The organism is Halomonas sp. (assembly GCF_033549285.1).
Lineage (GTDB): Bacteria > Pseudomonadota > Gammaproteobacteria > Pseudomonadales > Halomonadaceae > Halomonas.
In genome coordinates, this window is record NZ_JAWSUJ010000080.1 from 1 (window position 1) to 19,772 (window position 19,772).

The window sequence follows — 19,772 nt, forward strand, 5'->3', positions numbered from 1 at the left end:
CGCCGAGCTCCCCTCGGGGTGGAGATCGACCACCGTGGAGAGCCAGTCCTGCTGCTGCAGGCGCCGACGCATCCGGGTATCCGCCGGCATCACGCCGGCGCCGATGACCGCCCAGTCGTGGGCCTCGCCCCGGGTGAAGAGGCGGTCCAGATAGGTCGCCATGTGCGAGCGGTGGAAGTTGCCCAGGCCGATATGCAGGACCCCGGGGCGCAGCCGGCGACGGTCATAGGCCGGCACCCCGACGTCCTGGCCGAGGGCGGCAAGGGTCTGCTGCGAGAGTGGCAGCGCCATGGGATCTCCTCCTGACCCTGCAGCGGGCCGGGCGACGTCGATCGCTGTCATTATCCGCACATCGGGCCGACGGCGCACCCCTGCTCGGCGCTTGCCCTTCCGCGATTACCCGAACCGCTCGGCGAGGCGCGCCTCCAGGGTGCGCTGGTCCTCGTCGAAGCGGCGGATGCCCTCGGCCAGCTTGTCATTGGCCATGGCATCCTGGTTGTGGCCCCAGCGGAAGGCGGGCTCGTCGAGGGGCGCCGGACGCTCGCCGGCGGCGGGAATCGTCACCGCCGGGGTCACCTCGCCCTCCTCCGCCGCCAGCTCCTCGAGCAGCGCCGGCGAGATGGTCAGCCGCGGGCAGCCGGCCAGCGCCAGCACCTGGCCGACGGTGCGGAAGCTCGCCCCCATCACCACGGTGTCATAGCCGCCACGGCCGGCCCGCTCGCAGACGCCGCGCACGAACAGTACGCCCGGGTCCTCGTCGGGCGCATACTCCTTGCCGGTCTCCTTCTTGTACCAGTCGGTGACCCGGCCCACGAAGGGGGAGACCAGGAAGACCCCGGCGTCGAAGCAGGCCTGGGCCTGGGCCTCGCTGAACAGCAGGGTCAGGTTGCACTGGATGCCCTCGCGCTCGAGGCGCTCGGCGGCGCGGATGCCCTCCCAGGTGGAGGCCAGCTTGATCAGCACGCGATCGCGGCCCACGCCGCGCCGGTCGTAACGCTCGACCAGCTCATGGGCCTTGCGCACGCTGGCCTCCTCGTCGAAGGAGAGGCGCGCGGCCACCTCGGTGGAGATCCGTCCGGGGATGTGCCGGGCGATCTCGGCCCCCTTGGCCACGGCGAGGCGATCCACCGCCTGCTCCAGGCGCGCCTCGGGATCGGCGACCTCCGCCTTGATGGCGGCGAGCTCCTCGTCGATCAGCGCCTGGTAGCCCGGCAGGTCGAAGGCCTTGAGCAGCAGCGAGGGATTGGTGGTGGCGTCGTGGGGCCGGTAGCGCTTGATCGCCTCCAGGTCACCGGTGTCGGCGACCACCAGGGAGTGGCTCTTGAGGCTGTCGAGTCGGGTCGTCATGAGGGGCTCCTCTCTTGTGGTGCAATGCATCATGCAATGCGATCAGGTAACGGAATGACGCTCGGCCAGGCACCGGCGATAGCGGGCATGGATCTCGTCGTAGGCGGCGACACTGGCCGGGTCGGGATCGGCCCGCGAGCTCTCGTCGAGATGCACCAGGCGCGTGCAGAGCTCGGCCAGCTCGCCGTCTCCGGCGCCAGCGCGATGACACCAGGCCGCCTGCAGGGCGGCCCCCAGGGCCGCGGCATCGGTGACCTCGGGACACACCACCCGGCTGGCGGTGATGTCGGCCAGCATCTGGCGCCACACCGGGCTGCGCGCCCCGCCACCGATCAGGCGGATCTCGTCCACGCCCTCGGTGAGCCGGCCGAACTGCTCCAGGCCGTAGCGCAAGCCCAGGGTGGCGCCCTCCACCACTGCCCGGCAGAGGTTGGCCGGGGTGGTGTTGACGCTGGTCAGGCCGTCCAGGCTGGCGCTGGCCTCGGGCAGCATGGGCACCCGCTCGCCGTTGAAGAAGGGCAGCATCGTCACGCCCTCGGCGCCGATGGGGGCGGCTGCCACCCGTTCGCCGAAGGCGGCGAGATCCAGGCCGAGCAGCTCGCGGATCCGCGTGGTGGCCGAGGTGATGTTCATGGTGCAGACCAGCGGCAGCCAGCCGCCGTGGCTGGCGCAGAAGTTGGCCACCATGGCGCTGTCGGCCACCACCGGATCGGGGGAATGGGCGCAGATGGTGCCCGAGGTGCCGAGGCTCAGGGTCACCAGCCCCGGGCGGATGTTGCCGGTGCCGATGGCGCCGAGCATGTTGTCGCCGCCGCCGCTCGACACCAGGACGTCGTCGGCCAGCCCCAGCTCGTGGGCCAACGCGGGGCGTACCGTGCCGGCCGGCTCCCGGGAGGCGATCAGCCGCGGCAGCACCCGTTCGGGATCGAGCTCCGGGGCGATCTCGGCCAGCACGTCGTGCCGCCAGCTTCGGGTGCGGGTATCGAAGTAGCCGGTGCCGGAGGCGTCGCCGGCCTCGGCCACCCGCTCGCCGGTGAGCCAGAAGTTGAGGTAGTCGTGGGGCAGCATCAGGGTGGCGATGCGCCCGTAGGCCTCGGGCCGGGTGTCACGCAGCCAGGCGAGCTTGGAGGCGGTGTAGCCGGTCTGGAGCACCAGCCCCAGCCGCTCGAGGCAGCCCGCCTCGCCGCCCAGTCGCTCGACCAGGGCGGCGTTCCAGGGCGCCGTCTCGGTGTCGCACCACAGCTTGGCCGGGTGCACCGGCTCGCCCGCGGCATCCAGCGCCACCAGGCCGTGCTGCTGGCCGGAGACGCCGATGGCACGAATCGCCTCGGCATCGACGCCGGACTTTGCCACGGCCTCCTTGAGGGCGCCGCGCAGCGCCGTGATCCAGGTGCCGGGGTCCTGCTCGCGGCGACCGCCCTCCTGCTCGTCCAGGCGGTGGGGACGACTCGCCTCGCCGAGGATCCGTCCGACCTCGGGGTCGAGTACCACCACCTTGGTGCTCTGGGTGCCGCAGTCCACGCCGACGTACATCAGGACGCTCCTCCTGTCGCTGCCAGGTGTTCCAGGGTGGCACGTGCGCCCCTGTCGTGCAGCGAGGTAAGGGCCGCGACGTAGGCCTCGCGGAAGCGCGCCTGCTCGGCCAGGTCGCCGAACAGCTCGCGGTTCTCGATAAAGGCCGTGGGCCGCTCGTGGTTGCGTTTCGCCAGCGCCATCAGCTCCTCCCTGAGCCGGTCCACCACCTCGATGGGCTCGCCCTGCTCGTCGACGCCCTCGGCGTAGCGCGCCCAGCTGGCCACCACCGCGGCACTGCGATGCATCTCGCCGCCACGCGCGATCTGCTCGCGGATCACCGGGACCAGCCACTTGGGGATGCGATCCGAGCTCTCGGCACAGAGCCTGGCCAGGGTGTCCCTGACCTCGGGGTTGGCGAAGCGCTCGATCAGGGTCTGGCGGTAATCCTCGAGGTCGATGCCCGGTACCGGGGCCAGGGTTGGCGAGGCCTCGTGGCGCATGTAGCCGAGCAGGAAGTCCACGAACAGCGGGTCCTGGCACACCTCATGGGCGTAGCGGTAGCCGGCAAGATAGCCCAGGTAGGCCAGTGCCTGGTGGCTGGCGTTGAGCAGGCGCAGCTTCATCATCTCGTAGGGCACCACGTCGTCCACCAGCTGCACGCCGACCCGCTCGAGCGGCGGGCGACCGGCGACGAAGTGGTCCTCCAGCACCCACTGGGTGAAGGGCTCGCAGACCACCGGCCAGGCGTCCTCGACGCCGAAGCGTTCGCCCAGCTCGGCGATGTCGGCCTCGCTGGTAACCGGGGTGATGCGGTCCACCATGGCATTGGGGAAGGCCACTTCAGCCTCGATCCAGGCGGCCAGTGCCGGGTCCCGGGCACGGGCGTAGGCGGTGAAGGTCTCCCTGGCCACGTCGCCGTTGCCCTGGATGTTGTCGCAGGACATCACGGTGAAGGGGGCGATGCCACGCTCGCGGCGCCGCGCCAGGCCTTCGACGATCAGCCCGAAGGTGGTGCGCGGCGCCTCGGGGTGTGCCAGGTCGTGGCGGATGTCGGGGGCCTCCAGGTCGAACGCCCCACTCACCGGGTGGAAGTTGTAGCCCCCCTCGGTGACGGTCAGCGAGACGATGCGGATCGCCGGGTCGGCCAGGCGCTCCACTACCGCCGACGGGTCGTCGGGGGCGAAGAGGTAGTCGACCATGCTGGCGATGACCCGCGGCTCGCGGCGCCCGTCGGGATGCTTGATCACCAGGGTATAGAGGTGGTCCTGGGCGGCCAGGGCGTCGCGCATGCGGCGATCGCCCGGCATCACGCCGACGCCGACGATGCCCCAATCCAGGGCCTCGCCGCGATTCATCAGCGCATCGAGGTACATGGCCTGGTGAGCACGATGGAAGCCGCCGACGCCGAAGTGGACGATGCCGGCGGTGATGGCCTTGCGGTCCAGGCTTGGCGCGGGGACCTCGGCGGGGAGCCTGGCGAGATTGTCGTTGTTGAGTCGGATCATGTGGGGTCTCCTGCCGAGTCTTGCTCGGCGCGACCGACCACGGCACGGCGTCAGCGCCACACCAGGTCGGGCAGGATGGATGTGGTCTTGATCAGTCGGGCGTTGGGCATGTCCTTGTCCAGGGCCTTGCGACGCGCCGCCTCGGCGTCGCGGCCCATGGCCAGCCAGCGCTCGATCAGGCGCTGCTCCAGGGTCGCGTCGTCCACCTCGAGCATCACGCTCAGGTCGAAGAGGCCATGCAGGGCGCGCCAGGGCCCATGGTCGAGCAGCAGGTAGTTGCCCTCGACGATGACGATGCGGTGCTCGCGGGTGACCAGCCGGCCCCCGGCACGGGCCAGATCCAGGGGCCGGTCGAACACCGGCACCGCCACCTCGGCATCCGCGCGGCGAATGCGTTCCAGGTCGACCCTCAGGCCCTCGGCGTCGAAGGTATGGGGCGCGCCCTTCACCGGCAGCTGCGCCTCGCCGAGCACCGCGTTGTCGAAGTGGTAGCAGTCCATGGGGACCACCACCACCTGCCCAGGCAGGGCATCGTCGATGGCCTGCAGGAGCTGCTCCGAGCGGTAGGACTTGCCGGCGCCGGGCGGCCCGGCCAGGGCCACCAGCAGGCGTTGGCGCCCCTCGGCGGCGGCGAGGATCCGCCGGGTGACCTCGGCGAGGGAGTCGGCGCAGGGAGTGGACGTCATGGCATCGATCCTCGTCTGTCGCATCGGTCGCAGGGCTCGGCGCTGAGCGCGCCACTTGTCGCGAGTTCGCACATGGTTCAGCTCATCCAGTTGCCGCCGTCGACGTTGAGGGTCTGGGCGACCACGTAGTCGCTGTCGTCGCTGGCCAGGAAGAGCGCGGCGCCGCCGTAGTCGTCGGGCCGGCCCATGCGCCCGGCGGGTACCGCCTCGCCCACCAGGCGCTTCTTCTCGCCAAGGGGGCGCTTCTCGTAGCGGGCGAAGAGCGCATCCACCTCCTCCCACATCGGGGTATCCACTACCCCGGGGGCGATGCCGTTGACGTTGATGCCGTGCCGGACCAGGTCCAGGGCGCAGGACTGTGTCAGGCTGATCACCGCCGCCTTGGTCGCGCAGTAGGTGCTCACCAGCGCCTCGCCGCGGCGTCCCGCCTGGGAGGCCATGTTGATGATCCTGCCCCCCTGGCCACGCCCCACCATCGCCCTGGCCACGGCCTGGAGGGTGAAGAACAGGCCCTTGACGTTGACGGCGAACTGCTTGTCGTAGCTCGACTCGGTCACCTCCAGCACCGGGGCCATGTCGAAGATGGCGGCGTTGTTGACCAGGATGTCGATGCCGCCGAAGCGCTCCTTGACCTGCTCGATCATGGCGTCGACCGAGGCCCGGTCACAGACGTCCAGGCGGACGCCCATCACCCTCGAGACGTCGCCAGCGGCCTGGTCGGTGAGGGAGGCCAGGGCCTCGTCGATGGCGCCCTGATCGATATCGGCGACCACGACATTGGCGCCTTCGGCCAGGTAGCGCTGGGCGATGGCCAGGCCGATGCCTCGGGCGCCGCCAGTGATCACGCTGGTCTTGTTGTCGAGTTTCATCGTGTCTTCCTGTTGTCTGTCCGTGAGATCCGTCATTTCATCGGGCCGTGGCGCGCAGGCGGCTCCGCCGCCAGTCGTCGACCAGCGACGCCAGCCCGTGCATGTGCTCGAGAATCCGCCAGGCACCGGCGGCCATCAGTCGGCGCTCCTGCCCCTGTTCGACATGGCTGGCCCCGGTGAAACCGATCACCGTCATGCCGGCGGCATGGGCCGCGGTGACACCCGAGACGCTGTCCTCCACCACCAGGCAGTCCCCGGGGGAGCGGGCCAGCTCGCTGGCCGCCAGACGGTAGAGGTCGGGGGCGGGCTTGGGACGGGCCACCTGGTCTGCCGTGAACACCGGCGACTCGCCCAGCAGCCGGTCCAGCCCGGTGGTCGCCAGAGAAGCCATCACCCGTTGCCGGCGGCTGTTGGAGACCACCGCCTTGGGCAGGTCGATGGTGGTGATCGCCTCGGCCACCCCCGGCATGGCCTGGAGCTCCCGAACCAGCCGTGCCTCGATGGTGCCGTCCACCCGCTCGGTGGCCGCCGGCGGCAGGCGATGCCCGCTCAGGCCTTCCAGGTGGCGCAGGATGTTGGCGGTCGTCATGCCCAGCGCCTGGCGGAGCACGGTGTCGGCGTCCAGGTCCGGCAGCCACTCGCCCAGCAGTTCCACCAGCGTCGCCTCGGCAATCGCCTCGCTGTCCACCAGCACGCCGTCACAGTCGAAGATCAGGGTCTCCATGAGCGCATCCGTCACAGGCTGTCGGCGTCGGAGGCGACGCGGTTGTCCCGGCGGGTGAGGCCCGCAAGGGGATGCTGGTGCAGGCTGGGCAGGGCCAGGCCGCTGGCGTCGAAGAGATGCGCCCGTCCCGGCTCGAAGCCGAAACGCACCGTCTCGTGGACGCGATGTGCCACGTCGCCATCGGCCATGATGGTGACCATGGTCTCGCCCATCTGGACGTACAGCGAGGTCTGGCCGCCCAGCCGCTCGAGGACCTGGATCTCCCCTTCCAGCGGCCCCTGGTCATCGAGCAGCAGGTGCTCGGGGCGGATGCCGAGCTCCAGGCTGGAATCGACCGCCAGCTCGCTGCCATCCGCCGGCACGCTGCAGGTTCCGCCGCCGGGCAGCCGGATACTGACGCCCTCGGCATGCGCCCGGTCGAGCCCGACTTCCAGGAAATTCATCTTCGGCGACCCGATGAACCCGGCCACGAAGCGATTGCGGGGATGGTGATAGAGCTCCATGGGCGAGCCCACCTGCTCCACCTCGCCGTCATGCAGCACCACGATCTTGTCGGCCATGGTCATGGCCTCGATCTGGTCGTGGGTGACGTAGATCATGGTGGCATCGAGCGCCTCGTGGAGCCGCGCCAGTTCGATGCGCATCTGCACGCGCAGGGCCGCATCGAGGTTGGAGAGCGGCTCGTCGAAGAGGAAGATGCTGGGATTGCGGACGATGGCCCGGCCGATGGCCACGCGCTGGCGCTGGCCACCGGAGAGCGCCTTGGGCTTGCGGTCCAGCAGGGGCTCGAGCTGCAGGATCCTGGCCGCCTCGAGGACCTTCTGGCGACGCTGCTCCTTGGGCACCCTGGCCAGCCGCATGCTGAAGCCCATGTTGCCCTCGACGGTCATGTGCGGGTAGAGCGCGTAGCTCTGGAACACCATGGCCAGACCGCGATCGGCGGGCCCCACGTCGTTCATGCGCTGGCCATCGATGACGATGTCGCCCGAGGTGGCACTCTCCAGACCGGCGATCATGCGCATCAGGGTCGACTTGCCGCAGCCGGAGGGACCGACGAACACCACGAATTCCCGGTCGTTGACCTCGAGATCCACACCGCGGATGACATCGGTCTCGCCGAAGCTCTTGGTGATCTGCTTGAGTTGTAATGTAGACATCTGAGTATCCCTTTACTTGACGGCGCGAAAGGTCAGGCCGCGAACCATCTGCTTCTGAAGGTATCGAGAGCACCAGCCGAGGACCTGCCGATCGGCATCGTCGAAAACCTATTTCACCGCGCCGAAGGTCAGGCCGCGTACCATCTGCTTCTGGGTCATCCAACCAAGGACGAGGATCGGGGCAATGGCCATGGTCGAGGCCGCGGAGAGCTTGGCCCAGAACAGCCCCTCGGGACTGGAGAAGGAGGCGATATAGGCGGTCAGTGGCGCCGCATTGGATGAGGTGAGGTTGAGGCTCCAGAAGGCCTCGTTCCAGCTCAGGATCACCGACAGCAGGCCGGTGGAGGCGATGCCCGGCAGGGTCAGCGGCATCAGCAGGAAGAGCACTTCCTGCAGGGTGCTCGCCCCATCCATGCGCCCCGCCTCGAGGATGTCCTTGGGCATGTCCTTGAAGAAGGTGTAGAGCATCCACACCACGATCGGCAGGTTCATCAGGGTGTAGACGATGATCAGGCCGGTGCGGGTATCGAGCAGGCCCACATCGCGGAAGATCAGGTAGATCGGCACCAGCACCCCGACCGGCGGCAGCATCTTGGTGGAGAGCATCCACAGCAGGGTGCCCTTGGTGCGCCGGGTGGGCAGGAAGGCCATCGAGTAGGCGGAAGGAATGGCGATCAGCAGCGCCAGCAGGGTCGAGCCGAAGGCCACCACCACGCTGTTGATCGCGAAGCGGGCATAGCCCGTACGGTCATGGACCGCCTGGTAGCTCTCCAGGGTCGGCGAGAAGATCAGGCTGGGGTCGGCGATGGCCGCCGCCTCGGTCTTGAAGCCGGTCAGCACCATCCAGAAGATCGGGAAGAAGATCACGCAGGCGACGGTCCAACCGAGCACGGCCAGGCCGAGCTTCTTGACGCCGGCCGAGGCCAGCAGGGAGGGCCGGGTCGCCAGCGGGATCGCGGCGCTCTGCGCCTCGGGTTGCTTGGTTCTTGCGGTAGTCATGAGGTGCTCCCCTTGCCCTAGTCTTCCAGGTTCCTGGCCACCATGCGGACCAGGAAGATGGCGACGATGTTGGCGAGGACGATGGCGACCAACCCGCCCGCGGAGGCCATGCCGACGTCGAAGTCGAGCAGGGCACGAATGTAGATCAGGTAGGCAAGGTTGGTGGTGGCGAGCCCCGGCCCTCCCGAGGTGGTGACGAAGATCTCGGCGAAGATGGTCAGCAGGAAGATCATCTCGATCATGATCACCACGCTGATCGCCCGCTTGAGATGCGGCAGGGTGATGAAGAAGAAGATGGCGATCGGACCGGCCCCGTCCATGCGCGCCGCTTCCACCTGGTCCTCATCCAGCGACTGCATGGCGGTGAGCAGGATCAGCAGGGCGAAGGGCAGCCACTGCCAGGCCACGATGATGATGATCGAGGTCAGCGGCAGCGAGGAGAACCAGTCGACGGCCGGCAGGCCGAAGGACTCGGCGACCCAGGAGAGGACCCCGTTGGAGGGGTGCATCATCATGTTCTTCCACACCAGCGCGCTGACCGTGGGCATGACGAAGAACGGCGAGATGGCCAGCACCCGGGCGATGCCCCGCCCGGCGAACTCCTGCTGGAAGAGCACCGCCAGCAGGGTGCCGCCCACTACGGTGATCGCCAGCACCCAGCCGACCAGCAGCAGGGTCGTGCCCATGGCCGACCAGAGGGCGGGATCGGTGAACAGGTATTCGTAGTTTTCCAGTCCGGCAAAGCCGGTCATGCCGGGCATCAGGAGGTTATAGCGCTGGAAGGAGAACCACAGGGTCATCCCCAGGGGGACCAGCATCCACATCAGTAGCAGGGTGACGGCCGGCGCCTGCAGCGACAGGGTCCTCAGCCCCCCGACGGTGCGGCCGGAAGCGCGTGTCTTGTTCATGGGAGTACCCGCGAGACCAGGTAGGGGAATGGACCCGGCCGGGACGTCCCGGCCGGGAGCGGCCGGCATCGATCAGTCGAGGTAGCCAGCACGCCGCATGGTGCGCTCCGTGGCGCGCTGGGCGCTCTGCAGCGCCTGCTCCACCGTCATGTCACCAGTCAGGGCCGCGGCCACCATCTGGCCCACCTGGGTGCCGATGGACTGGAACTCGGGAATGCCGACGAACTGCACCCCGATGTAGGGGCTGGGTTCCAGCGTCGAGTCGGTGGGATCGGCACTCTGCATCGCCTCGAGCGCGAAGTCGGCGAAGGGCGCCGCTTGCTGGTAGTTCTCGTTGGCATAGGTGGACTCACGAGTGCCCGGCGGCACGCTGGTCCAGCCCTCGGTCTCGCCGACCAGCTCGATGTACTCCCGGGAGGTGGCCCAGGTGATGAACTCCCTGGCCGCTTCCTGCTTCTCCGAGGAGGCCGGGATGGCCAGCGCCCAGGACCACAGCCAGTGGGAGCCCTTGGGCGTCTTGGCCACTGGCGCCTGCGAGAAGCCCAGCCTGTCGGCCACCTGGGATTCCGACGGGTTGTAGATGCGCCCCGCTGCCGAGGTCGCATCGACCCAGATGGCACACTTGCCGCTGGAGAAGAGCGCCTGGTTCTCGTTGAAGCCGTTGGAGCTGGCCCCGGGCGGCCCATAGTCGTTCAGCAGGTCGACATAGAACCCGATCGCTTCCTGCCACTCGGGGGAGTCGAGCTCGGGGTTCCACTCCATGTCGAACCAGCGCCCGCCGAAGGTATTCACCAGGGTCGAGACGAAGGCCATGTTCTCGCCCCAGCCCGGCTTGCCGCGCAGGCAGATCCCGGCGACCTCGTTGTCGGGGTCGTGGAGTTGGCCTGCCCACTCGCGCACCTGCTCCCAGCTCGGCTGCTCGGGTACCTCGATGCCCGCCTCGTCGAACAAGTCCGTGCGGTAATACATCATCGAACTTTCGCCATAGAACGGCAGCGCATGCAGAGTGCCCTCGTGTGAGAGACCATCGCGGACCGTCTGCAGCAGGTCATCGACCTGATAGTCCTCGGGCAAGTCGTCGAGGGGCGTCAGCCAGCCGCGCTCGGCCCAGATGGGCACCTCATAGGTGCCGATGGTCATGACGTCGAACTGGCCACCCTGGGTGGCGATATCGGTGGTCATGCGCTGGCGCAGCACGTTCTCCTCGAGCACCACCCAGTCCAGTTCGATGTCGGGATGCGCCTCCTCGAAGGCGTCGGTCAGGCTCTGCATGATCACCATGTCGTTGTTGTTGACCGTGGCGACGGTGATCTCGGTCTGCGCCTGGGCCTGGCTGGCGACGGCGATGGCCGCGGTCAGGGTTGTCAGGGGGAGATGGCGGATGATTCTCATGGCGGGATCCTCTGGGGACGTCTTGGCATTGTTATATTGATCATATTGATCAAGCTTCGAACAAATGATCGATCACGGCGCCACAAAAAGCAAAGATTCGCCCTTAGACTTTGGCCCAAAGAATCAGTCGTTACGGATGATGCACTGCGTCACGACGGTTCGATGATGCAGCGCGCGGCCGTCTCGTCGGTGACCAGGCCCTTCAGCCAGCCGCCGCGCAGCGCGGCGAGCATCGCCGGGGCCTTCTCGCGTCCGCCGGCCAGGGCCACCAGGGGCTGGTCGCGCAGCATCTCCAGCGGCAGGCTGGTCACCCGACGGGTGATGGAGCAGTCGATGACCCGACCCTCGCGGTCCAGTGGCCAGCCCAGCAGCTCGCCGACGGCCTCGAGCCGCAGCAGCTCCTCGAGGTCGGCCTGGCCGATGAAGTGGTCCTGGAAGAGGGTCGCCTGACGGTCGATGCGCCCCACGCCGATGAAGGCCGCCTCCGCCTGCCTGGCCACCTCCGTGATGGCCTGGAAGAGCCGCTGGCCGAGCATGGCCTGCTTCTCCTCCACCGAGTCGGCCACCACCGGGGTCGGCAGCAGGAAGCGCTCGCCGCCGGTCTTGTCGGCCAGCACCACCACGCCGTCATAGCGGTTGGCGGAGCCGTCACGTGCCACGTTGCCGACCAGCGAGACGAAGCGGTGCTGGGGGCGGTCATGGCGGCTCATGGCCTCCACGGTGGCGCGCACCGAACGCCCGGTGCCCAGCGACAGGGTCAGGGGTTCGCTGCGCTCCACCAGGCGGGAGATACGCTCCGCGCCGGCCGCCGCCAGGTAGTAGGCGGCGCCGTCGGGCGCGTCCGGCTCGGCCGGCACCACGTCGCAGTAGTCGAGGCCATAGCGGTCACGGATCGCCGCGGCCAGGGCCATGCAGGCCGAGATGGGGTGATCGATGCGCACCTTGATCAGCCCCTCCTGGCGCGCCAGGGCAAGCAGGCGCTGGACCCCGGGGCGGGAGACCCCCAGCTGCTGGGCGATCTCGTCCTGGGTGATGCCCCCCACATAGGACATCCAGGCGGCGCGTGCGGCCTGGTCCAGCTTGCGTTCGAACTTGTCCATGGCCTTGGTCTCCTGGTTCCGCCCGGGTCCGGATACCATGATACCGGGGCCGCCTCCCGGCACAATGCCGGGTGCCGGACCACTGGAGACGCCTGGCCGCCCGGCCTATGATGCGGGGTTCGAGACACCATTCTTCGAGGAGGAGTCCCCATGCCCATCGCCATGATCACCGGTGCCACCTCCGGCTTCGGCCGCGCCGCCGCCCGCCGCTTCGCCGCCGATGGCTGGTCACTGATTCTCACCGGCCGCCGCAGCGAGCGCCTGGAGGCACTCGAGCAGGAGCTCAGCGACAGCGTGGCGGTGCTGACCCTCACCCTGGACGTGCGGGATGCCGAGGCGGTGGCCCACGCGGTCGATGAGCTGCCCGAAGCGTTTCGCGAGGTCACCTGCCTGGTCAACAATGCGGGCCTGGCACTGGCACCCAAGCCAGCCCAGGAGGTGGACCTCGCCGACTGGCACACCATGATCGACACCAACGTCACCGGGCTGGTCAACGTCACCCATGCCATGCTGCCGCGGCTGATCGCCACCGGCGCCGGGGCGAGCATCATCAACATCGGCTCGGTGGCCGGCAGCTGGCCCTACCCCGGCGGCCACGTCTACGGCGCCACCAAGGCCTTCGTCGAGCAGTTCGGTTACAACCTGCGCTGCGACCTGAAGGGCACCGGGGTCAGGGTCACCGACATCTCGCCGGGGATGGCCGAGACCGAGTTCACCCTGGTGCGCACCAAGGGCGACCAGGCCGCCTCGGATGCCCTCTACCGCGGCACCACGCCGCTGCAGGCCGAGGACATCGCCGAGCAGATCTTCCACGTGGCGACGCTGCCGGACCATATCAACATCAACCGGCTGGAGGTGATGCCGACGCGCCAGACCTGGTCACCCTTCACCATCGACCGGGATTGAGGGGGGTTAGGCACTGCCGAAGTAGCGCTCGCGATCCTCGGCGGTGATGTCGCTGACATGCAGCGGGAAGGTGGCATCCCGCCGATCGTCGTAGAAGTGGCGCAGGGTGCGCTCGATGGTGGGAAAGGCGAGCTCGTCCCAGGGGATCTCGTGCTCCTCGAACAGCGCCACCTCGAGGCTCTCGGGCCCCGCCGCGAAGCCGCCGGCGAGATCGGCACGAAAGATCATGTAGACCTGGTCGATGTGCGGCAGGTTGATCAGGGTATAGAGCCCGTGGATCTCGACCTCGGCACAGGCCTCCTCGCGGGTCTCGCGGGCGGCCGCCTCGACGGTGGTCTCGGCGTTCTCCATGAAGCCCGCCGGCAGGGTCCAGTAGCCCTTGCGCGGGGGAATGGCGCGGCGGCACAGCAGCACCCGGCTGCCGCTCACCGGCAGGGTGCCGGCGACGATGCGCGGGTTCTGGTAGTGGATGGTGCCGCACTCGTCGCAGAAGTAGCGCGGCCGGTCGTCCCCGTCGGGAATCGCGAAGCGCACGGTATGGCCACAGTGACTGCAGAAGTTCATGGCGCTCCCTGGCAGGCTGGCGGGCGGCATGACGGCCACCCGGTCAGGGCTTGACGCCGCTCATGGCGGCCGAGTAGAAGGAATCAAACCCGATGGAAAGCCCATGTTAGAGAACCTTCGCGAACGCCTGCAAGCACACCGGCCACGCCGGGTCGGCTTGCGCCTGCCCGAGGCCGCGGTGCTGCTGCCCATCGTCGACCGCCCCGAGCCGACCCTGCTGTTCACCCGCCGCGCCGACCATCTCAATACCCACAGCGGCCAGGTGGCCTTCCCCGGCGGAAAGCGCGAGCCGCAGGACAGCGACCTGCTGGCCACCGCGCTGCGTGAGTCCCGGGAGGAGATCGCCCTGCCGCCGGAGCGCGTGGAACTGCTCGGTCGGCTCTCGGACGTGGTCTCGCTGCATGGCCTGCGCGTCACCCCCTGGGTGGGGCTGATCCCGCCCGACCTGCCGCTCGTCCCCGACCCGAGCGAGCTCGACGCCATCTTCGAGGTGCCGCTGTCGCACTTCCTGAAGGACCAGCGCACCCACACCGACGTGATCCGGGTGGATGGCCGCGACTACTACGTGCCCAGCTACCGCACCGATGGCCACGTGATCTGGGGGCTCTCCGCGATGATGCTGGTGGAACTGCTCGCCGAGGGCTTCGCCATGCCGATCAACCTGTTCGAACGCCCGCCGGGCGAGCTGCTCTTCCGCCCCGAGCGCCGGGTCTCCAGCCCATGACGACGACCACGCTCCCCTCGGGTACCGCCCTCCCCCGCGAACGACTGGCCGAGCTGGTCGACGCCCTCGTGGTGCAGGGCTGGTACGTCGGCGAGGCATTCATCCCCGCGGAGCTGTGCGCCGAGCTCTACCAGGAAGTGACCGCGATGGCCGACCACGAGGCCCTCGAGGAGGCCGGGATCGGCCGCGGCCAGACCCACGCCCTGCGCCGGGACATCCGTGGCGATGCCATCCGCTGGCTGGACCGCGAGAGCCGGGCCCGACGCCGCTACCTGGAGGCCATGGGCGAGCTGCAGCAGGAGCTCAACCGGGCACTGTTCCTGGGGCTCTTCGAGTACGAGGCCCACTTCGCCCACTATCCGCCCGGCGCCTTCTACCGGCGACATCTCGACAGCTTCCGTGGCCGTGCCAACCGGGTGGTCTCCACGGTGGGCTACCTCAACCCCGACTGGCCGGCCGACGCCGGCGGCGAGATGGTGATCTTCGCCGCCGAGGACCTGGAGCGTGAGGTGGCCCGGGTACGCCCCGAGGCCGGCACCTTCGCCTGCTTCCTCTCCGAGAGCGTGCCCCACGAGGTGCTGCCCACCCGCCTGCCGCGGGCCAGCATCGCCGGCTGGTTCCGGCGCAACGCCTCGCTGGGCGGCCTGGTGGACCCAGCGCGCTGATGGCGGACAAGGCGGCGATGGACGAGACACAACGACTGCAGGAGCGCGTCGCCGCGCTGGAAGCGCAGAATGCGGCCCTCGAGGCCGAGAAGGCCCATTACCGCTGGCTCGCCGACAGCACCACCGACCTGATCTCCCGCCACGCCCGGGACGGCACCTTCCTCTACGCCTCCCAGGCGGCACGGGACCTGCTCGGCTACGAGCCCGAGGCACTGATCGGCGTCTGCGCCTACGACCTCTTCCACCCCGCGGACCTCAGCGACCTGCTCAACAAGTCACCGCGGGTCTACTACCACGACGGCTTCTACCAGCAGACCTATCGCTTCCGGGCCAGGGATGGTCACTACGTCTGGTTCGAGACCACCAGCCGCACCCGCCGCAACCCGGCCACCGGCGAGTTGATCGACATCCTCTGTGTCTCCCGGGACGTGAGTCGGCGCATCCGCGTCGAGGCCCACCGAGAGCGCCTGGCCCGGGTGGTGGAGTCGACCACCGACTATGTGCTGTTCGTCGACGGCCACGAGCGCATCTTCTATTCCAACGAGGCCGCTCGCCGGCTGCTCTCGCGTCCGTCACGACGCTTCCGGGAGGACAGCGAGGCGCCCCTCGGCCAGGCCTATACCCCGGACGCCCTGGCGGTGCTGCGCGAGGTCGTGCTGCCTGCCGTGGCGCGCTACGGCTCCTGGAGCGGCGAGCTCGAGATGCGCGGCTCCCACGGGCCCGTGCCGGTGCTCAGCGTGGTGATGGCCCACTCGGCGCCCGGTGCCGAACCCGACCACCTCTCGCTGCTCAACCGCGACATCGGCCTGCGCAAGGCCGCCGAGGCCCAGGAGCGCCGCCATCAGGAACAGATCGCCCACGCCAACCGCCTGGCCACCACCGGGGAGCTCGCCTCCAACATTGCCCACGAGCTGAACCAGCCACTGGGGGCCATCGCCAACTACGCCAGCGGGGCCCTGATGCAGCTCGCCGCCGACCCGCCACGTTCCGCCGACGAGCTACGCCTGCCCCTCACGCGCATCAACGAGCAGGTCCAGCGCCTGGCCGAGCGGCTGCGCCACATCCGCACCTTCGTGCGCAAGGGGCAGACGCGCCCCCGGCCATTGGCGCTGCACGAGGTCATCGACGCCGCCTGCCGGCTCTGCGAATGGCAGTACCAGCAGGCCGAGGTGGCAATGGAGCACGACCTCCAGGATGGGCTGCCCCGGGTCCTGGCCGACCCGGTGGCCCTGGAGCAGGTGCTGGTCAACCTGCTGCTCAATGCCCTGGAGGCGAGCCGTGGCCATCCCGACGCCAACCGGGTAACGATCCGCGCCCGGCGAACGGGCCCGCGGGAGGTCGTCCTCACGGTCAGTGACCGCGGCCCCGGCGTCCCGGCGTCGGTGCGAGAGCATATCTTCGCCCCCTTCCACACCAGCCGTCCCGAAGGACTGGGGATGGGGCTGGCCATCAGTCACTCGCTGATGGAGGCCATGGGGGGAGACCTGCGACTGCTACCCGAGGACGGCAACCATGGGGCCAGCTTTGCCGCCACCCTGCTGGCAGAACCCGGGCTGGCCGCGCCCGCTTGCACCACGCCCTGAGGCGGTCATGATCTCGCTCCTCGACCATTGAGCTCGGAGCCCGGTCTCGGTCATGATGGATGAAAGGAAAGCACTCAAGGACGAACGAGCCACGGCATACCGCTGGAGGTGCCATATGCAACCGCTGAGCTACTACTACTACAACGTGCTGGAAGGCCTCGAGAAGCCGAGCGATGTGCCGACGACCCACCTGCAGGAGGGCTACGACATCCTGTACCGGCATGGCGGGCGCATCGAGATCGACCTGATGCGCAGGGCCGAGGACGGCAATGCTCAGGGAGAGCCCTTCCACTGGTACGAGGAGCTCGATGACGAGCAGCGGGCGAAACTGCACAAGGCCCTGGACGGCGGTGACCCGGCGAAGATCCTCAAGATCCTGCAGCGCAACGGCTATGCCGGCGTGCTCTACCACCATGCCTGGGAACACTTCCGGGAGGCGGACTCGGCGTGATCGCCGCCCGTGTCGATGAGTGCCCGGGTGCCGCCGCCCGATAGCGACGCAGGGCCCGCGAGTGTTCGCGGGCCCTTTTATCGACTTACCAGTCCGAATGCGGGCAGGCCTGGGCATCGCGGCGGGAGTCGAGGACGGTTCCGGGGGTGCCCCCTTTACCGCTACACTGCGGGCAGGATCCACCCTGGCCTCCTTTTCGGCCGCACATCGAGGCACCCGTGACCGAGCCCCCCTCCGCCTGCATTGCCATCGTCGACGACGACCAGGCCCTGCGCGACTCCCTGGCCTGGCTGCTCGGTTCCGTGGGCCTCGCCACCTGCGCCTATGCCGATGGCGAGGCCTTCCTGTCCGCCGACCCCGAGGGCTTCGATGCCCTGCTGCTGGACGTGCGCATGCCGGGCCTCTCGGGCCTGCAGGTGCAGCAGCGCCTCAACGAGCTCGAGCACGCACCGCCGGTGATCTTCATGACCGGCCATGGCGATGTGCCCATGGCGGTCTCGGCGCTGAAGGCCGGCGCCTTCGACTTCATCGAGAAGCCCTTCAACCCCCAGCAGCTGATCGACACCGTCCAGCAGGCCCTCGCCGAGCACCAGCGACGCCGGGAGGCCAGGCGCCGCCAGGCCGAGCTGCAGGCACGCTACGCCGCCCTGCGTCCCAAGGAGCAGCGCATCCTGGTCCACGTGGCCGAGGGGATGACCAGCCGACAGATCGCCGAACAGCTGGGGATCAGCGCCAAGACGGTGGAGGTCTATCGGCTGCGTGCCATGAAGGCCCTGGGGGCTGCCAACCTCGCCGAACTGGTGCGGCTCTGCGTGGCGCTGGGGCTGGTGGAGACGCTGCCCGACGGGACCTCCCCTCTGGCTGATCGTTGACCGCTCCCGGGCACCTGTGCAGGGGGATCACGCCATGAACAGGACCGCCATCCGGACCCTACAGCGGTTCCTCGCGGACAATGACTACTATCACGGCAAGATAGACGGCATTCGCGGGCCAAAGACCCGCGCCGCCGTGAATGGCAGCCTCCAGCCCCATGCCGACCGACTGCCGGACGGCGCCGAGCGCTGGAGCGACCGACGTCGCGCCATCGCCTGCCTGCAGCTCGCCTGCCACGAGAAGCGCATCGAGGTCGGTCCCATCGACGGCCTGTGGGGCCCCCCATGCCGACTATGCGGTGGATGTCCTGGCTACGCTCCATGAGACCGGCAGCAAACCCGCCCCCTGGCGCGACCAGGCACCGCTGGACGCCAACCCCAACGGCTGGTACCGGGAGGCCGAGCTCGAAAAGGCGCTGGGCTCGCCGACCCGCAAGCCGCCGATGGTGGTGGAGCCCTGCCCCTGGAAACTGGCGCTGGCCTGGGACCTCAACACCTACCAGCGGCATCGGCTGCCAGGAGCGGGTCGCCGACAGCCTGGCCCGCATCCTCGACCGGGTGCACGACCACTTCGGGCCGCAACGCCTCAAGGAGCTGGGGCTTCACCGCTATGGCGGCTGCTACAACAAGCGGCGCAAACGCGGCGGCACCCGCTGGTCGACCCATGCCTGGGGCCTGGCCACTCGAATTCGACACTTCCAGCCCATTTCGGGCCAAAATTGGGCTGGAAGTGTCGAACTCGAGCGAACTGATCGGTCTCGAGCCACTCCAGGAAGCGCTGCAGCACACGGGCGGCCAGAACATGGCCACGTCAGCCCCGGATCACCGGCCATGCGGCTCACCTGCCCAGCATCGCCAGGTACTGCCTGAGGACCACGGCATTGTTGTGGCGGACGTCCCTGGCAGCGAAGACCAGGGTGACAGTCCCGCTGGTAGCCCGCTCGGCCAGGTCTCTCAGCGTCTCGCGATGCGCCTTGAGCTCGGCCAGGTAGCGCCGACGAAACTCGCCCCAGCCGAGCGCCCCGTCATGGAACGCCTTGCGCAGCTCGTCGCTGGGGGCAACCTCCCTGCGCCATTCGTCGATTCGCGCATCGGCCTTCGCCACCCCGCGGGGCCAGAGCCGGTCGACCAGCACCCGGTAGCCATCGTCTCGACTCGGTGCCTCGAAGGCACGCTTCAGCTCGATGCTCATGGAGGACCTCCCGGCAGCGGATATGCCCCCAGTGTAGCCGACCGGACTCAGGCCTCGAGCACGTGGCGCAGGATCTCGACCACCTGGTCGGTGGTGGTGCACCAAGCCTGGGCCTCGGCGTCGACCTCCTTGAGCGGATGGACGATCTCCTCGCCGTGCAGGGTCACGTAGGGCTTGCCCAGGGCGGCGCAGTAGCCGGCATCGAAGGCGGCGTTCCACTGCTTGTACTTGTCGCCGAAGCGCACCACCACGAGATCGCTCTTCTCGATCAGGGTGCGGGTGCGGATGGCGTTGACCTTGGAGGACTGGTGGTCGCGCCAGAACGGGCTGGGTGTCTCGCCAAGATGGTCGCCGGCCGCGTCGCTGGCGTCATGGTCGGTGACCGGCGCGGAAAACACCACGTCGAGGCCCGCAGCCTCGGCGCCGCGCCGGATCTCGTCGCGCCAGTCGGTGTGGATCTCGCCGGAGAGATAGACGTGAAAGCTCATGGAAGGCTCCAGGACAGGGAATCGAACTGCCATGGTAGCCCAGCAGGCCAGTAAGTATCCCCCGGCAAAGCCGGGGGCTTTATATTGTTAGCCCCTCAAAGGGGCAAGAATCTGAGCCGCCTGAA

The 19,772-nt window shown here is 68.7% G+C and carries 21 protein-coding genes and 1 pseudogene; 7 read left to right on the top strand and 15 right to left on the bottom strand.

The genetic code is table 11. The annotated features are described in order from the left end of the window. The 12 genes and pseudogenes from SCI24_RS15770 to SCI24_RS15825 form a co-directional block, all read right to left on the bottom strand. Positions 1-291: pseudogene (locus tag SCI24_RS15770) on the bottom strand (mannitol dehydrogenase family protein); the annotation flags it as partial. A 105-nt stretch (positions 292-396) separates the two neighbouring features. Further along, on the bottom strand, positions 397-1,347 hold the full coding sequence (gene tal, locus SCI24_RS15775) for a transaldolase (RefSeq protein ID WP_318726284.1): 951 nt from the start codon (positions 1,345-1,347) through the stop codon (positions 397-399). A gap of 42 nt (positions 1,348-1,389) precedes the next feature. After that, positions 1,390-2,880: a xylulokinase gene (gene xylB / locus SCI24_RS15780; RefSeq protein ID WP_318726285.1), complete on the bottom strand. Its 1,491-nt coding sequence runs from the start codon at positions 2,878-2,880 to the stop codon at positions 1,390-1,392. After that, positions 2,880-4,367: a mannitol dehydrogenase family protein gene (locus SCI24_RS15785; protein WP_318726286.1), complete on the bottom strand. Its 1,488-nt coding sequence runs from the start codon at positions 4,365-4,367 to the stop codon at positions 2,880-2,882. The genes xylB and SCI24_RS15785 overlap by 1 nt, the downstream gene beginning before the upstream one ends. Before the next feature lie 50 nt (positions 4,368-4,417). Continuing rightward, a complete protein-coding gene (locus tag SCI24_RS15790; protein WP_318726287.1) occupies positions 4,418-5,053 on the bottom strand; it encodes a nucleoside/nucleotide kinase family protein in 636 nt (211 codons plus the stop codon). Between the two features lie 77 nt (positions 5,054-5,130). After that, a complete protein-coding gene (locus tag SCI24_RS15795; RefSeq protein ID WP_318726288.1) occupies positions 5,131-5,922 on the bottom strand; it encodes an L-iditol 2-dehydrogenase in 792 nt (263 codons plus the stop codon). Positions 5,923-5,959: 37 nt separating this feature from the next. Continuing rightward, entirely contained in the window at positions 5,960-6,646 is a 687-nt protein-coding gene (locus SCI24_RS15800) for an HAD-IA family hydrolase (protein ID WP_318726289.1), read from the bottom strand. Positions 6,647-6,657: 11 nt separating this feature from the next. Next, a complete protein-coding gene (locus tag SCI24_RS15805; protein ID WP_318726290.1) occupies positions 6,658-7,803 on the bottom strand; it encodes a sn-glycerol-3-phosphate ABC transporter ATP-binding protein UgpC in 1,146 nt (381 codons plus the stop codon). Positions 7,804-7,911: 108 nt separating this feature from the next. Further along, on the bottom strand, positions 7,912-8,802 hold the full coding sequence (locus SCI24_RS15810; RefSeq protein WP_318726291.1) for a carbohydrate ABC transporter permease: 891 nt from the start codon (positions 8,800-8,802) through the stop codon (positions 7,912-7,914). Positions 8,803-8,819: 17 nt separating this feature from the next. Further along, positions 8,820-9,710 (bottom strand): sugar ABC transporter permease, encoded by an 891-nt coding sequence (locus SCI24_RS15815; RefSeq protein ID WP_318726292.1) that lies wholly within the window; start codon positions 9,708-9,710, stop codon positions 8,820-8,822. 72 nt (positions 9,711-9,782) lie between these two features. Continuing rightward, complete coding sequence (locus SCI24_RS15820) at positions 9,783-11,102, bottom strand: sugar ABC transporter substrate-binding protein (RefSeq protein WP_318726293.1); 1,320 nt, start codon at positions 11,100-11,102, stop codon at positions 9,783-9,785. A 149-nt stretch (positions 11,103-11,251) separates the two neighbouring features. Further along, the gene (locus SCI24_RS15825; RefSeq protein ID WP_318726294.1) at positions 11,252-12,202 is read right to left on the bottom strand and encodes a sugar-binding transcriptional regulator; all 951 of its coding nucleotides are present in this window, start codon (positions 12,200-12,202) and stop codon (positions 11,252-11,254) included. Between the two features lie 150 nt (positions 12,203-12,352). Here SCI24_RS15825 and SCI24_RS15830 point away from each other — a divergent pair, with 150 nt between their 5' ends. Next, positions 12,353-13,108, top strand: a complete 756-nt coding sequence (locus SCI24_RS15830) for an SDR family NAD(P)-dependent oxidoreductase (protein WP_318726295.1) — start codon at positions 12,353-12,355, stop codon at positions 13,106-13,108. Positions 13,109-13,114: 6 nt separating this feature from the next. Here the strand turns inward: SCI24_RS15830 and SCI24_RS15835 are convergent, their stop codons facing one another. Further along, complete coding sequence (locus SCI24_RS15835; RefSeq protein WP_318726296.1) at positions 13,115-13,672, bottom strand: NUDIX hydrolase; 558 nt, start codon at positions 13,670-13,672, stop codon at positions 13,115-13,117. Between the two features lie 103 nt (positions 13,673-13,775). Here SCI24_RS15835 and SCI24_RS15840 point away from each other — a divergent pair, with 103 nt between their 5' ends. The 6 genes from SCI24_RS15840 to SCI24_RS15865 all read left to right on the top strand — a co-directional run bounded on the left by SCI24_RS15840 (position 13,776) and on the right by SCI24_RS15865 (position 18,292). After that, positions 13,776-14,396 carry a CoA pyrophosphatase gene (locus SCI24_RS15840; RefSeq protein WP_318726297.1) on the top strand — a complete coding sequence of 207 codons (621 nt, stop codon included), beginning with the start codon at positions 13,776-13,778 and terminating at the stop codon, positions 14,394-14,396. Beyond that, positions 14,393-15,061, top strand: a complete 669-nt coding sequence (locus tag SCI24_RS15845) for a 2OG-Fe(II) oxygenase (RefSeq protein ID WP_318726298.1) — start codon at positions 14,393-14,395, stop codon at positions 15,059-15,061. The genes SCI24_RS15840 and SCI24_RS15845 overlap by 4 nt, the downstream gene beginning before the upstream one ends. 17 nt (positions 15,062-15,078) lie before the next feature. Beyond that, on the top strand, positions 15,079-16,644 hold the full coding sequence (locus SCI24_RS15850; RefSeq protein WP_318726299.1) for an ATP-binding protein: 1,566 nt from the start codon (positions 15,079-15,081) through the stop codon (positions 16,642-16,644). Between the two features lie 115 nt (positions 16,645-16,759). Then, complete coding sequence (locus SCI24_RS15855) at positions 16,760-17,095, top strand: hypothetical protein (RefSeq protein WP_318726300.1); 336 nt, start codon at positions 16,760-16,762, stop codon at positions 17,093-17,095. Between the two features lie 218 nt (positions 17,096-17,313). Beyond that, positions 17,314-17,967 (top strand): response regulator transcription factor, encoded by a 654-nt coding sequence (locus SCI24_RS15860; protein ID WP_318726301.1) that lies wholly within the window; start codon positions 17,314-17,316, stop codon positions 17,965-17,967. A gap of 34 nt (positions 17,968-18,001) precedes the next feature. Then, on the top strand, positions 18,002-18,292 hold the full coding sequence (locus tag SCI24_RS15865) for a peptidoglycan-binding domain-containing protein (RefSeq protein ID WP_318726302.1): 291 nt from the start codon (positions 18,002-18,004) through the stop codon (positions 18,290-18,292). 513 nt (positions 18,293-18,805) lie between these two features. Here the strand turns inward: SCI24_RS15865 and SCI24_RS15870 are convergent. Beyond that, positions 18,806-19,159, bottom strand: a complete 354-nt coding sequence (locus SCI24_RS15870; protein WP_318726303.1) for a DUF488 domain-containing protein — start codon at positions 19,157-19,159, stop codon at positions 18,806-18,808. Between the two features lie 47 nt (positions 19,160-19,206). Next, a complete protein-coding gene (locus SCI24_RS15875; RefSeq protein ID WP_318726304.1) occupies positions 19,207-19,647 on the bottom strand; it encodes a YtoQ family protein in 441 nt (146 codons plus the stop codon). Between the last annotated feature and the right edge of the window lie 125 nt (positions 19,648-19,772).